Source organism: Scandinavium sp., from assembly GCF_051650185.1.
GTDB lineage: Bacteria > Pseudomonadota > Gammaproteobacteria > Enterobacterales > Enterobacteriaceae > Scandinavium.
This window is the reverse complement of the sequence record NZ_JBOFIN010000137.1, coordinates 51561-65590: the sequence shown is the minus strand read 5'-3', so window position 1 is coordinate 65590 and position 14030 is coordinate 51561. Positions and strand designations below refer to the sequence as shown.

Genomic DNA, 14030 nt, shown 5'->3' with positions numbered 1-14030 from the left:
TCAGGGCTTCCTGACGGAATTCAGGCGAGTGCTGTTTACGGATCTTTTTGATGGTTGATGCTGGTTTTGTCATGTGAGCTACCTCTGGTTGAGAGTTTACTCACTTAGTCGCGTGTCCACTATTCGCGGGTAGGATCAGTCGCTGATGTGGCGCGTCAGGAAGGTGGCGAACTCAGGCGCAACCCGGCGTGCTGCCTGTTCCAGATGGCCGTTGAGAGAGCTTCGCAGCGCTTCATCGTTCACCAGCGTTTCACCCAGCCATAATCCGGCTTCGGCAATGCGCTTCTGCACGCGGGAGTCTTGCGCGCTAAGATCCTCTTTCAGCCACTGACGCAGGTCGGCCCACATCTCGCCCAGATAGCGGTTAAAGGTCTCATCGTTTTTCAGGTAGCGCTTAATATTTTCGGCTTTGGCGGCCATTTCCGGATCAGCTTTCAGATTATCAATAAGCTTCAGCACCGCGCGGTCAAAGGCCTGGCGCACCTGATGCGCGCTGTCGTGGCTGACGTCATCGAGCAGCGTATTCACGGCTTCGGTCACCAGCTCTGCGCTGTGCTCACCCAGCCACTCAGTGGGCAACACTTTCGCTTTCAGCGGATGCTCTTTCTCCAGCCAGTGAATGATTTGCCGGGCGATAAACTCGCGGCTGCTTTCGCGTTGGAGCAGCGCAATCAACTGGGCAATCAGCGCATCCAGCAGCTTTTGATGCCGGTTGTTTTTGGTCATGCTTTCCAGCATCAGCGCGCTGGTGCCCGTCAGGTCAACTTTATCAATCGCCTTATGCACCGCGCGTTTGAGCAAGCCCTGAATACGCGAGTCGTCGGTCAGCTCCAGAAAACCGCTCATCACTTTGATTAAGTGCTGTCCCACGCGCTGCGCGTTGTCGGGCTGGCTGAACCAGTTGCCGATCATCAGCGCCGGTTCGTGCTTCTGGATAAGGTTTACCAGCGACTGAGTATCGAGAAATTTTTCCTGCACGAACTGGCCGAGGTTGTCGCCAATCCGGTCTTTATTGCGCGGAATGATCGCCGTGTGGCGAGAGATAAAGGGCAATGGCACGCGACGAAACAGCGCCACCACCGCAAACCAGTCGGCCAGCGCACCGACCATCGCCGCTTCCGAAATGGCCTTCAGCGCCCCGACCCATGGCGCAGGCGGCAGGAACAGGGTGGTGATAAAAATGGCTGCGGCAATCAGCAGCAGTGAGAGCGCCAGCAGTTTGGCGCGTTTGAGTTCAGCTATTTTGTCCATGGCCTAAGCATAGAGCGCGACGGCGCGTGAATGCAAAAAACGCCACTAAATCGCCACCCGACGGCTGATTTCCACCACCTGGTCGGCAGGAAGATGATAATAGTGCGTCGCGTGGGTGCAGTTACGCGCCATAAAGGCAAAACAGCTGCGTTGCCATTTGGCGATGCCCTGTCCGTTCTCGCGCCCGACAATGGTTTCATGGCCGAGATAATAGGTGGCATCTTCCAGTTCAAACGGGCAGTGACGGCTGGTGATTTCGCTTTGCAGCGCCGGAATGTTCGGGCGTTCCATAAAGCCGTAATACGCGACGGCACGCCAGTAATTCGGTGCCACTCTGGTTACCACCAGACGGTTTACGTGAGTGATTCGCGGGACGTTAAGCACGGAGATGGTCAGCGTCAGGACGTTCTCCTGCAACGAGCGATTACGCGCGACATGCCAGCGCATCACCGGTGGCACGCCGTTTTTGGAACGCGTCAAGAACACCGCCGAACCGGGCACGCGGGGAATGTTGTTATCGCGCAGCTTGTTAAAGAAAGTTTCGAGCGGCATCTCTTTTTCGTTGATGGCATCGAGTGTGGCGTTGATCCCGCGATGCCAGACGATCATCACCGTGCAGATCATTGCCGCCAACAGCAGCGGAATGTAGCCGCCGTCCAGCACTTTGATCAGGTTGGCTATCAGGAAGCTGGTATCAATCACGAGGAACAGCAGGGCGACCAGTGCGCTGGTGAGCCTGCTCCAGTGCCAAATCTGGCGCATCGCCACATACAGCAGGCCGGAGGTCATCAGCATGGTCAGCGACACCGCGATGCCATACGCCGCCGCTAAGTTGTCGGAAGATTTGAAGAAAACGGCCAGGAACACCGTCGCCACCATCAACAGCCAGTTGACCATGCCGATATAAATCTGGCCGTAGTTATCCGCCGCAGTTTGCCTGATGCGCAAGTGCGGCAACCAGCCAAGCTGGATGGTCTGGCGCGTCATCGAGAACGCGCCAGTGATGATGGCCTGACTGGCGATAATGGTGGCGAGCGTGGCGAGAATGACTAAGGAGATTTGCATCGCAGGTGGGCAAAGGCGGAAAAAGATGTTGTGCGAGATCTCCGCGCCAGAGAGCAGCAGCGCCGATTGCCCGGCATAGTTCAGCACCAGGGCAGGGAACACCATGCCGTACCACGCCAGCCAGATAGGCTTTTTGCCGAAATGCCCCATGTCGGCATACAGCGCTTCCGCACCCGTCACGCAGAGAAACACCCCGCCCAGCACTAAAAAGCTCACCAGCCCGTTGGAAAGCAGAAAATGGAAGCCGTACCAGGGATTGATCGCCAGTAAGACCGACGGATGCTGAAGAATGCCCCAGACGCCCAGCGCGGCAATGACCACGAACCACAGCGTCATAATCGGGCCAAAGACTTTGCCTATTTTCGCCGTGCCAAAAGGCTGAATGGCGAACAGCGCAACGAGAATGGTGACCGCAGCCGGCAGCACCAGATGATGCGCTTCCGGGAAGACGATGTTCAGCCCCTCAAGCGCGGAAAGCACAGAGATCGCAGGTGTGATCGCGCCATCACCATAAATCAGCGCCGCACCCAAAAGCCCGGCAAAGATGATCAACACACGGCCTTTACGTAAGTGCTGTAGCTGCGACATCAGCGCCATGATCCCGCCCTCACCACGGTTATCAAACCGCATGGCAAACGCCGCGTATTTCACCGAGGTGACAAGGATCAGCGTCCAGATAATCAGGGAGAGTAAGCCGAGGATCAGCGACGGCGTTGGGCTGCTGCCGGTCAGCAGGATCACCGTTTTCAGGGTATACAAAGGGCTGGTGCCAATATCGCCAAACACCACGCCAAGCGCGCCCCCCGCCAGCCACACCGTGCCGGGCGCTTTCTGCTCCGTATTGCTCTCCGCTGCCTGCGCCGTCTGATCCATGGGAAATCCTGTTGGTTGTGGCCTGATAGAAATATAGAACAGATGGAGTGGGTTGGTTTTTGTGGGGGATGGTGCCAATATTTTTTCTCTGTTCATCTTTCTGTCATCTCCCTTTTTTAGGGTATTACACACTCATAAAAAGGGACGAAATAATGAAAATCAAACTTATACCTCTGGCTTTGCTCTCCGCTTTCTCTCTTCCTGCCCTGGCCGCTGAACCCACTGCCGAACGTTATGTGGTTAGCTTCCCGGAAGGGTCACATATCGATTACCAGGGCGCTTTTTCTTCTGCTTTTCCCAACGGCCTGCCGGTGGGTATCGGCTCTGGATTGCTGTTTACTGGCAAGCAGGGTGATGCGCTGACGTTTGCGACGGTGACGGATCGTGGCCCGAATGCTGATGCGCCGAATGTCGGTAAGCAGGAAGCCAAGATTTTCGTGACGCCGGAATTTGCGCCGCAGCTGCTTTCCATTCGTGTGGAAAATGGCAAAGCGCAGGCGACGGACGTGCGTGCTTTGCATGATGACAAAGGCCCGATCAACGGCCTGCCGTTGCAGAGCGGCGTGATTGGCTCCACCAACGAAGTCGCGCTGAGCGATACGCTGCAAAAACTGAACGGTGATAATCGCGGGCTGGATACCGAAGGTATTACGCCGGACGGGATGGGTGGTTATTGGCTGTGTGATGAGTACGGCCCGTTCCTGATTCATATCGACAACAAAGGCAAGATCCTCGCGATGCATGGCCCTCAGGCTGAGGAGGGCGAGAAATCTATCGCGGGCGGTTTGCCGAATATCATCAAGTGGCGTCAGCCGAACCGTGGTTTTGAAGGCGTTACGCGTATGCCGGATGGCCGTATTATCGCGGCGGTGCAGAGCACGCTGGATATCGATGGCAAGAGTAAGAAAAAGGCTGTCTTTACACGCCTGGTGAGTTTCGATCCGGCGACGGGAAAAACGGCGATGTATGGCTATCCGATTGATGACGTCTACAGCAAAAACAGCGATGCCAAAATCGGCGACATCGTGGCGCTGGATAACGACCACATTCTGCTGATTGAGCAGGGCGGCGATAAGAATGACGTGATGAGCAATAACATCTACAAGGTTGATCTCAGCAAAGCGAGCGATCTGGCGGCCTTTGATAAACCTGGCGAATATCCTGAGTTTGATACAGCGGATCAGCTGGCGAAGCGCGGGATCCAGTTAGCGGCCAAAACCCTGGCTGTCGATCTGCGTAAGCTTGGCTGGCAGCAGGAAAAAGCAGAAGGGCTGGCGCTGATCGACAGCAAAACCCTGGCGGTGGCGAACGATAATGACTTCGGCGTGAAGACGAAGCTGAACGATCCGATAGAAGGGAAAAAGCTGAAAGATTATCGGGTTAACGATCAAGGGAAATTGACCGTGGACGATCAGGCGGTGGCGACGTCGATTGAAATCAAGCCGCTGGAAAAGCCGGAGTCGCAGAGCGAGCTTTGGGTGGTGACGTTGCCTGAGGCTTTGATGTAAGAATCGTGCGGTCTGATCCCCTCTCCCCGGCCCTCTCCCAAAGGGAGAGGGAGTTAACAACTAAACTTTCTTCAACCCCGCAAACGCCGAGCGAATCTCTTCTTCAGGCAGTTGCACGCCAATAAACACCAGCACGCTGTGCGGGACTTCATCGCCCCATGGACGGTCCCAGTCGGCGCTGTAGAGGCGCTGCACGCCCTGGAACAGCAGGCGGTTGGGCTCACCGTCAATCCACAGCATCCCTTTGTAGCGCAGCAGTTTGTCGGCAAACGACAGCAGCAGGTTTTCCATAACTCGTGATACGTCGCTGATATCGACCGGGTAATCCAGCTCGACGACGATCGAAGCAATGTCGTTCTGCTTATCGCCCATAAAGTGAAAGCGTGGCTTCGGTTGCACGACGTTCTCTTCCAGCATAAACCCGTTGGTGTTGAACAGCTGCGCCAGTTCGATATCGCCATGAGTGACAGTATAAACAGGTGCGCGGGCGTTGATGCGGCTCAGGCGTTCACGCAGTTTTTCGCTGTCGCCCACCACGTCGGTTTTGGTCAGCAGGATGCGGTCCGCATAGCCCACCTGGGATTGCGCGAGAGTGAACTGATTCATCTGATCGTCGGCATGAACGGCATCGACCAGGGCGATCACGCCGTCGAGCAGGTAGCGTTCGCAGAGGATCTCATGGGAGAAAAAGGTTTGTACGATCGGGCCGGGATCGGCCATGCCGGTACATTCGATGACCAGTCTGTCGAACTCGATGTCACCGCGATCGCGGCTGTCGAGCAGATCCAGCAGGGCGTCTTCCAGTTCGTTGGATCGACTACAGCAGATGCAGCCGTTGGTCAGGGTTTTGATCTGCGTGGCCCGGTCGCCAATCAGCTCTGAGTCGATGGAGACTTCGCCGAATTCGTTTTCGATGACGGCGATTTTATACCCGTGCTGCTCGTTGAGAATGTGGCGCAGCAGGGTGGTTTTGCCGGCGCCGAGGAATCCGGTCAGAAGGGTGACTGCAATCGGGGTCATACTCTCTCCTTTAACAGCAGCGCATGCCGCCTTCTCCACTGCCGCCGTAGCGCGCTTCTTGTCGCTCGCGGAAGAATTCGTTGTAGGTCATGTACGGCTTGTCCGGATGAGTGGTTTTCATGTGCTCGACATAGTTGTCGTAGTCCGGGATGCCAATCAGCATCTTTGCCGCCTGACCCAGGTATTTTTTGGCTTCGCCTAAGTTACCAAACATTGTTCATCCTTATAAGTAAATGCCCGGTGGCGCTACGCTTACCGGGCCTACGGGGATGGGTAGGGCGGGTAAGCGTTGCGCCACCCGCCATGATTTTAATGATGCGAAGAAGTCTTCACGCCACCTTCTGGCACTGGTACATAAGGTGTTTCTTTATCGGTACGTGCCTCGATGCTGCGAGCCTTCATCCAGGTTTTGATGCCGTAGAAGATGATGCTGTAGACCACCACCAGGAACAGAATGCTCAGACCCGCGTTGGTGTAGTTGTTCACCACGATATGGTTCATGTTAGCAATCTGTTGTGCGGTCAAGTCTGCGCCACCGGCGGCAATTTTGTCTTTGTACTGGTTAGCCATAAAGAAGAAGCCTTCCAGCTGTGGGTTGGCGCTGAACAGCTTCAGGCCAAGCGCCCAGGTGGTGCACAGCAGCAGCCACAGAGCAGGTACCACGGTCACCCAGATGTATTTGGTGCGCTTCATTTTCACCAGCACCACGGTACCGAGCACCAGCGCGACGGCCGCCAGCATCTGGTTAGAGATCCCGAACAGCGGCCACAGGCTCTTCACGCCGCCGAGTGGGTCGACAACGCCCTGATACAGCAGATAACCCCACAGGCCCACACAGCCCGCGGTGCCAGCAACGCCCGCGATGAAGGAGTCGGTTTTCTTCAGGAATGGTACGAAGTTACCGAGCAAGTCCTGCAACATGAAGCGGCCCGCACGGGTACCGGCGTCGAGTGCCGTCAGGATGAACAGCGCTTCGAACAGAATACCGAAGTGATACCAGAAGCCCATGTCCGCCCACGGCAGCACTTTGTGGAACACGTGCGCGATACCGACTGCGAGCGTTGGCGCGCCACCGGCACGGTTCAGAACGGACGGTTCGCCGATGTCTTTCGCGGTCTGCATGATTTGCTCAGGCGAAATCACGAAGCCCCAGGAGCTGACGGTGGCCGCGGCGTGAATGCTGGCATCTTTCAGCTGAGCCATGATCATCGCTGCGTTTTCACCGCCCATTTCGTGCAGGTTTGGCATGGTGATGCCGAGGCCTGCTGGCGGGGTGTTCATCGCAAAATACAGACCCGGTTCGATGATGGACGCGGCCACCAGGGCCATGATCGCCACGAAGGATTCCATCAGCATCGCGCCATAACCAATCAGACGCGCATCCTTTTCATTCGCCAGCAGCTTCGGCGTGGTGCCGGAAGAGATCAGCGCATGGAAGCCGGAAACCGCACCACAGGCGATGGTGATAAACAGGAACGGGAACATCGCGCCTTTCCACAGCGGGCCGGTGCCGTCGATGTACTGCGTGACCGCAGGCATTTTCAGTTCCGGGTTAAGGATAACGATGCCGAGTGCCAGACCAACAATCACGCCGATTTTCAGGAAGGTCGCGAGGTAATCACGCGGAGCCAGAATCAGCCACACTGGCAGCAGTGCAGAAACAAACGCGTAGCCAATCAGCGCGAAGGTGATGGTGGTGTCTTTGAAGGTCAGCGCCGGGCCCCAGTAAGGGTCGTGAGCGATGACGCCACCGAACCAGATAGAAGCGACCAGCAGCACAATCCCGATAACGGACACTTCACCCACGCGGCCTGGGCGAAGGAAGCGCATGTAGATGCCCATGAACAGCGCAATCGGCACGGTTGAGCAGACGGTGAACACGCCCCACGGGCTTTCGGCCAGGGCTTTCACCACGATCAGCGCCAGCACCGCCAGGATGATTATCATGATCAGGAAGCAGCCAAACAGCGCGATGGAGCCGGGCACGCGGCCCATCTCTTCTTTCACCATTTCGCCAAGGGAAGAACCGTTACGGCGCGAGGAGATAAACAGCACCATAAAGTCCTGTACCGCCCCCGCCAGCACCACACCTGCCAGCAACCACAGTGTGCCCGGCAGATAACCCATCTGTGCCGCAAGCACCGGGCCAACCAGCGGGCCTGCCCCTGCGATAGCGGCAAAGTGGTGGCCGAACAGCACGTAGCGGTTGGTCGGCACGTAGTTCAGGCCATCGTTGTTGATCACCGCCGGCGTTGCGCGGGTCTCGTCAAGTTTCATCACCTTCTGGGCGATGTAGAGACTGTAGTAGCGATACGCCACCAGATAGACCGACACGGACGCGACGACGATCCACAGGGCGCTGATGTGCTCCCCGCGACGCAGCGCAACCACCGACAGGCAAAATGCCCCGATGATCCCGACGATGGCCCAGGGCACATGTTTGAGAAGTTTTTTCATATCCATAGTGAAAACCCGGTTTTTTTTAGAATGAATAAAAAGATGCGAATGCTTAATCGAGGTATTGGTTTTGATGCTGCGGCGATCGTGCCAGACCTTCGCGCGCGCGGTGGGTGGGATCTGAGTGAGTGGTTGTATGGAGTGGTGAGTGGTCGCAGGAGGCGGTGAGTGGTTTGACTAAGTGGCTGACAAACAAAGAAATGTGATGACCATCACACTGTGGTTTGCCCGGCAGGGGGTTGGCTTCCAGAGGATGCAATGATCTGACCTGCTCAAAGCAGCATGTTTTTCCTTAAAGTTTTCTCTTTTCAGGCCGAATAACTGTTAACTTCCCACTGGAAAGAGAAAAAATGTTAAACCGTATTAAAATTGTCACCAGCCTCGTGCTGGTTTTGGTCTTATTTGGCCTTTTACAACTGACATCCGGCGGCTTGTTCTTTAACGCGCTGAAGCACGACAAAGAAAACTTCACCGTTCTGCAAACCATTCGCCAACAGCAATCCACGCTGAATGGCAGCTGGGTTTCACTCCTGCAAACCCGAAATACCCTCAACCGCGCCGGGATCCGTTACATGATGGATCAGAACCACATTGGCAGCGGGGCTACCGTGGCTGAGCTGATGCAGATTGCCAGCAAATCGCTGGACGATGCCGAGAAGCGCTGGGCGGAGTATGAAGCACAGCCGCGCGATCCTCGTCAGAGCGAAGCGGCGGCGTTGGACATCAAGCGCAACTACGACATCTACCATGGTGCGCTGGCGGAGCTTATCCAGCTGCTGGGCGCGGGCAAGATCAACGATTTCTTCGATCAGCCAACGCAGAGCTATCAGGATGGGTTTGAGAAAGCGTACGTGAGCTACTTCCAGCAAAACGATCATCTATATGAAGTTGCTGTGGCGGATAACAGCAGTTCTTACAATCAGGCGATCTGGGTGCTGACCAGCGTTCTGCTGGCGGTGCTGGTGGTGATCGTTGGCGTCTGGGTGGGGATCCACAAGGCGCTGATCGGCCCGCTGAATCGCGTGATCGAAAGCATTCGTCATATTGCAGGCGGCGATCTGCTCAAGCCGATCGACGTGCAGGGCAGCAATGAGATGGGCCAGCTGGCGGATTCTCTGCGCCACATGCAGGGCGAGCTGGTGCGTACCGTGGGCGAAGTGCGTAACGGCGCGGATGCCATTTACAGCGGCGCCAGCGAAATCGCGATGGGTAACAACGATCTCTCTTCCCGTACCGAACAGCAGGCGGCTTCTCTGGAAGAAACCGCTGCGAGCATGGAAGAGCTGACGGCGACGGTGAAACAGAACGCCGAGAACGCCCGCCAGGCCAGCCATCTGGCGCTGAGCGCTTCAGAAACCGCTCAGAAGGGCGGCAAAGTGGTCGATAACGTGGTGCAGACCATGCGTGATATCGCGGGCAGTTCGCAGAAAATTGCCGACATTATCAGCGTTATCGACGGCATTGCTTTCCAGACCAATATTCTGGCACTGAACGCCGCAGTTGAAGCCGCGCGTGCAGGTGAGCAGGGCCGTGGATTTGCTGTGGTTGCGGGCGAGGTGCGTAACCTTGCACAGCGCAGTGCTCAGGCGGCACGTGAGATCAAGAGTCTGATTGAAGATTCCGTAAGCCGTGTTGAAGTGGGTTCTACGCTGGTTGAAAGCGCGGGCGAAACCATGGATGAGATCGTGAACGCGGTGACTCGCGTGACTGACATCATGGGTGAGATTGCTTCTGCGTCTGACGAGCAGAGCCGCGGTATCGACCAGGTTGGTCTCGCAGTGGCTGAAATGGACCGTGTGACTCAGCAGAACGCCTCGCTGGTGGAAGAGTCTGCTTCTGCTGCCGCCGCGCTGGAAGAACAAGCCAGCCGCCTGACGCAGGCCGTTGCGGTGTTCCGCATTCAGCAATCACAGCTGGCGGCGAAGCGTGAACAGGCTAGTGTTAAAACGTCTTCTCAGGCTCCAGCCACACTGCGTAAAGCGGCGGTGACGGACAACGGCGATAACTGGGAAACGTTCTGACGTCTGACTAATATGCCCGGCGGCGCTTGCCGGGCCTACAACATCCTATAAATCCTGATGTTATTCCGATTTACCCTTCCGATTTCACCACTTTAATTTCCACCATCCCAATCCCCAGCTGGCGCGGCGAGTGGCCGAGAATATTGCCTTCGTTGGTGGATTGCGGGTCCGGTGGTGCGATGGTCAGCAGGTTACTGCCGGTTGGGTTATCAAAATGCAGCGTGGTGGTGCTGATATCGTTGCTCAGCGTCAGCGTCTGCTCGCTATTACCGACGCGAACCGGGATCGGTTTATTCGCGTTCGGGCCAAAGGCTTTCGCGGTGATCACCAGATCGAACTTCGGTGGCAGCGGCGCTTTGTATTCGATTTTCACTTCGTTCCCGAGCTGCGCATTCGACCAGCGCCCCCAGTTTTCAGGACGTGAAATCCCGCTGAACTGCTTCACCTCTTCTGGCGCGCCCGCGACGTTGAAAATAAAGCTGTCGGCTTTGTAGCGGATATCGTTATCCACCACTTTCAGCGTGTCGACATTACCTTTATAGCGTTCCATGTCGATAATCGTGTCTTTAAAGGCGGCTTTGCCTTTCCATTGCGCTTTATCGACGTGCTGAACGGTTTGCTGCCCGCCAAGCTGGCCCTGAGAGACACACCAGTCCGTGGAGAGCGCCAGTTCCGGCTCCCACAGCTGGCCCATCTTGTAGCAACGGTCAATCCACATGAAGTTGTCGCGAGGGGCGAAATCTGCCAGCTGATAGCGCAGTGGCGCGGAGTATTCGCTTTCCGGCAGTGGTTCGACGCGGTTGTCGGAAACACGCAGCAGCAGCGGCAGGCGGAAGTGCGAGCCGGAAAACGCAATCATGTTTTTCTGCTCGTCGATGGTGAAGTCCTTGATGGTTTTCGGGAAGTTCCACAGACGAATGATGTCGGGTTTCCACGCCAGCACTTTCTCTTTCATATTGAGGAAGATCTCCGCCAGCGACTGCCCGGAAAGGCTGCTTCGGCCAAGGCCGATGTAGTTGTCGCCGCCGAGAATATCGAGCACCGTCGCGCCGTTATCCATGGTGCTGCGCTTGGTGGCCATCACTTCCTGCTGCGGCTTATCGCCACGGATCACGAAGAACAGGTTGCTGCGATCCTGTTTGTTGAGATAGTCCCAGGCGGTGTTTTTCATCGCCAGATGATCGGAAGAGACCACGATCACCGTGTTTTTGAAATATGGCGAGGCTTTGATTTTTTCGATAAGCGCAGCAACGTGTTCCTGGCTACAGGTGACGGCGCTGAATGACTGGTTAACCTTGCCGTCGATTTCATACTTTTTACGGTCGCAGGTGCGTGAGACAAAGCCATCAGGGTGGTGCGTGTCCACGGTTAAGGTGAACAGCGAGAAACGCTGGCCGGATTTCGACAGATCCTCGTATTTTTTCCACACTTCATCGAGCACGGTATCGTCGTAGAAACCCCAGTCGTTACGGTAGGTTGGGTCTGCTACGGTGGTCTTTAGCTCTTCGGAACCGTACAAATTGTCGAAGCCGTGGGATTTCAGGAACACATCTTTTCCGGCAAAGCGCAGGTTTGCGCCCTGCACGAAGTAGTTCTGGTAGCCGGAGTTTTTCAGGATATCGCCCAGGCAGATATTCTGCGGGAAGAAGCTCGACACCGACGCGGAGGCGTTACCTTCGAATGGCGCAAACAGCGGGATGCCGCACTGTGAGGCGACCATGCCCGCGATGGTGTAATCGGTGCCCGGCAGCTGCATGGTGTGGCTGAAATCGATACTTTCGTTTTTCAGTTTGCCCAGTTCTGGCGTGAGGTTGGGGAACGCCTCGTTATCAAAATAGGTGCGTTCCAGACTTTCGCCGTAGATATACACCAGGTTGAGTTTGGGGTTCGGGATAGTCTTCGACGGCTCTTTGTAATAGGCGGCAAAATCAGGATCGCCATCGCGAGACTGGGATTTGACCAGCTCCGTTATCTGGCGGAATGCCGGGCTGGCATCCACGGACGCCAGCGCCAGCACCAGCGCCAGCACGCTGTAGCCGAAATGATGAGGATGATGGCGACGGCGACGCAAGACCCAACCCAGGCCACCAAAAACCAGCACCAGCGCCAGCACAAGGCCCACCCCGGGAAGAATGTATTTGCTGACACCCGCACCGGTCAGGCTGTTGGTCAGGGTGTAGAGCACGGCGTCATTAATGCCGTCACCGGTGAAATAATCGCTGGCGTAGAGCGTCAGGTTCAGAACCACAAATAGGCCGAGCACCGTCAGGGTGGAGGCGAACCACCAGGTGTTTCGGCCCGCTTTCCATGCGTAGATCACCACAGAAGCGAGAAACAGAGCGATAGAAACAAGCTCGGACACAGCACATCCTCAGTTACTCTGGCCATCCGTTGACCAGCGATTCATTTTTCGACCGTACACTGTAATTGCAGTGCAATATTGCTGCAATTGTAGCGTCAAAAAAATGTGCTGTGTTTCAGAATTGTATTGAAAGTGAGTGTTTTTTGACCCGCTCACAGCCCCGGTGGGCGGGTCTTTGCGGGGGATCAGGAGAGGAAATTAAGGCCTTGTTTCATGACCAGATCGCAAGCCTTGGTTTTCACTTGTTTTCCTGACTCGGAGTCGCCCAGCGTGGTCAGATTAAGCTGCTGACCGTTTTGCGCATTGAGCAGGCCCTGAATACCGTCCATATAGTTGGTATCCGCTTTCTGTTCAGTCGGGGTATCGAGGCCGAGCTTGCCCAGCACCTGATTTTTGACGTTTTCGGCGTCCGTTGCGGAAGCCAGCTTCTGCTTAGCGCAGTATTGCAGGATCCCGGCGGCGTTGTTCATGTTGTCCGCGCTTAACGACTGGCTGTTGCCGAGCAGGCTGGTCAGGGAAGAGAGCGAAGGGCCGCCCTGAGTGCTTCCGCTCTGGCCGCTAAGCTGGCTTGCCGCGCTGGAGAGCGTGTCGGTGAGCGACACGGCAAAGACGCTGGTGGAAAGCAGGGCGCTGGTCAGCGCCGTTGTGCAAAGAAGGTGTTTAGCTGTTTTCATGAGATCGACTCTGTTGAACGAAACCCGCTCAGTATAACGCTGTGCGCGGTCGGAATCGTCTTAATACTCTTTGCCGGTCACGCGGCTACGGTAACTGTCCCAGTTGAAAATCACCCACAGGCTGTTGCCCAGACGCATACGATCCATGACGCGCTCGCCGAGCAGTTTGTTCATTTCGTCCATATTACTGTTGGTCAGCATCCCAGTCGGGCGTTTGGAGGACGAGCGCCGATCGACGATCTGGTTGATGATCACTTTTTCATAGCGGGATTCGGTTTGCACGCCGATCTCGTCGATCACCAACAGATCAACATTGCTCAGATCGTTCAGCAGCTGTTCTTCGCTGGTTTCGCGGTTGCTGAAGGTGTCCTTCATGGCGGACATGATGTCGGCCACGGTGATGATCAGCACGGACTTCCCGCGCAGCAGTAACTCATTACAGATGGCGGCGGCCAGATGGTTTTTGCCGGTACCCGGTTTACCGGAGAAGATAAAGCTCGCGATGTTGCCGTCGAACTCTTCGACATACTGGCGCGCTTTGGACAGGGCATTCATTTGACCGTCGCTTTCAACGCGATAGTTATCAAATGAGCAGTTTTGATGCAGCGGGCGAATGCCGGAGCGGTTAAACGTGCGCTGCATTTTCATCGCTCTGTTTTCACGTTCGAGCGATTCGGATCGCAGTTTTCCTTGCTCCTTTTGCCAGGCCAGCAGTTCTTCACCCGTTTTGAATGCCGGTTCGACATGTTTCGGCATCATTTTTTGCAGACGCTGCATCAGTGAAGCAACATTTTTCATC

Annotated in this window: 9 protein-coding genes and 1 pseudogene; 2 read left to right on the top strand and 8 right to left on the bottom strand. The window is 55.9% G+C overall.

Features of this window, described 5'->3' with window-relative positions:
• Positions 1–138 precede the first annotated feature (138 nt).
• Positions 139–1251: pseudogene (locus ACRCWW_RS18925) on the bottom strand (DUF445 domain-containing protein); the annotation flags it as partial.
• Positions 1252–1296: 45 nt separating this feature from the next.
• Entirely contained in the window at positions 1297–3189 is a 1893-nt protein-coding gene (locus ACRCWW_RS18920) for a potassium transporter Kup (RefSeq protein WP_438683764.1), read from the bottom strand.
• 152 nt (positions 3190–3341) lie between these two features.
• On the opposite strand from ACRCWW_RS18920, the gene ACRCWW_RS18915 reads away from it, so the two are divergent.
• Positions 3342–4697, top strand: a complete 1356-nt coding sequence (locus ACRCWW_RS18915) for an esterase-like activity of phytase family protein (RefSeq protein ID WP_438683763.1) — start codon at positions 3342–3344, stop codon at positions 4695–4697.
• 60 nt (positions 4698–4757) lie between these two features.
• Here ACRCWW_RS18915 and yjiA read toward each other — a convergent pair whose 3' ends face one another.
• The 3 genes from yjiA to ACRCWW_RS18900 form a co-directional block, all read right to left on the bottom strand.
• A complete protein-coding gene (yjiA, locus tag ACRCWW_RS18910) occupies positions 4758–5717 on the bottom strand; it encodes a GTPase (RefSeq protein ID WP_438683762.1) in 960 nt (319 codons plus the stop codon).
• Between the two features lie 10 nt (positions 5718–5727).
• Positions 5728–5931 (bottom strand): YbdD/YjiX family protein, encoded by a 204-nt coding sequence (locus tag ACRCWW_RS18905; RefSeq protein ID WP_438683761.1) that lies wholly within the window; start codon positions 5929–5931, stop codon positions 5728–5730.
• 95 nt (positions 5932–6026) lie between these two features.
• Positions 6027–8180, bottom strand: coding sequence for a carbon starvation CstA family protein (locus ACRCWW_RS18900; RefSeq protein WP_438683760.1), 2154 nt, complete (start codon positions 8178–8180; stop codon positions 6027–6029).
• A 344-nt stretch (positions 8181–8524) separates the two neighbouring features.
• On the opposite strand from ACRCWW_RS18900, the gene tsr reads away from it, so the two are divergent.
• Complete coding sequence (gene tsr / locus ACRCWW_RS18895) at positions 8525–10195, top strand: methyl-accepting chemotaxis protein (protein WP_438683759.1); 1671 nt, start codon at positions 8525–8527, stop codon at positions 10193–10195.
• A 70-nt stretch (positions 10196–10265) separates the two neighbouring features.
• Here the strand turns inward: tsr and opgB are convergent, their stop codons facing one another.
• The 3 genes from opgB to dnaC all read right to left on the bottom strand — a co-directional run bounded on the left by opgB (position 10266) and on the right by dnaC (position 14029).
• Positions 10266–12557, bottom strand: coding sequence for a phosphatidylglycerol--membrane-oligosaccharide glycerophosphotransferase (gene opgB / locus ACRCWW_RS18890; RefSeq protein WP_438683758.1), 2292 nt, complete (start codon positions 12555–12557; stop codon positions 10266–10268).
• A gap of 185 nt (positions 12558–12742) precedes the next feature.
• Complete coding sequence (locus ACRCWW_RS18885; protein WP_438683757.1) at positions 12743–13231, bottom strand: DUF2501 domain-containing protein; 489 nt, start codon at positions 13229–13231, stop codon at positions 12743–12745.
• A 60-nt stretch (positions 13232–13291) separates the two neighbouring features.
• Entirely contained in the window at positions 13292–14029 is a 738-nt protein-coding gene (gene dnaC, locus ACRCWW_RS18880) for a DNA replication protein DnaC (RefSeq protein WP_438683756.1), read from the bottom strand.
• Position 14030: the final 1 nt, after the last annotated feature.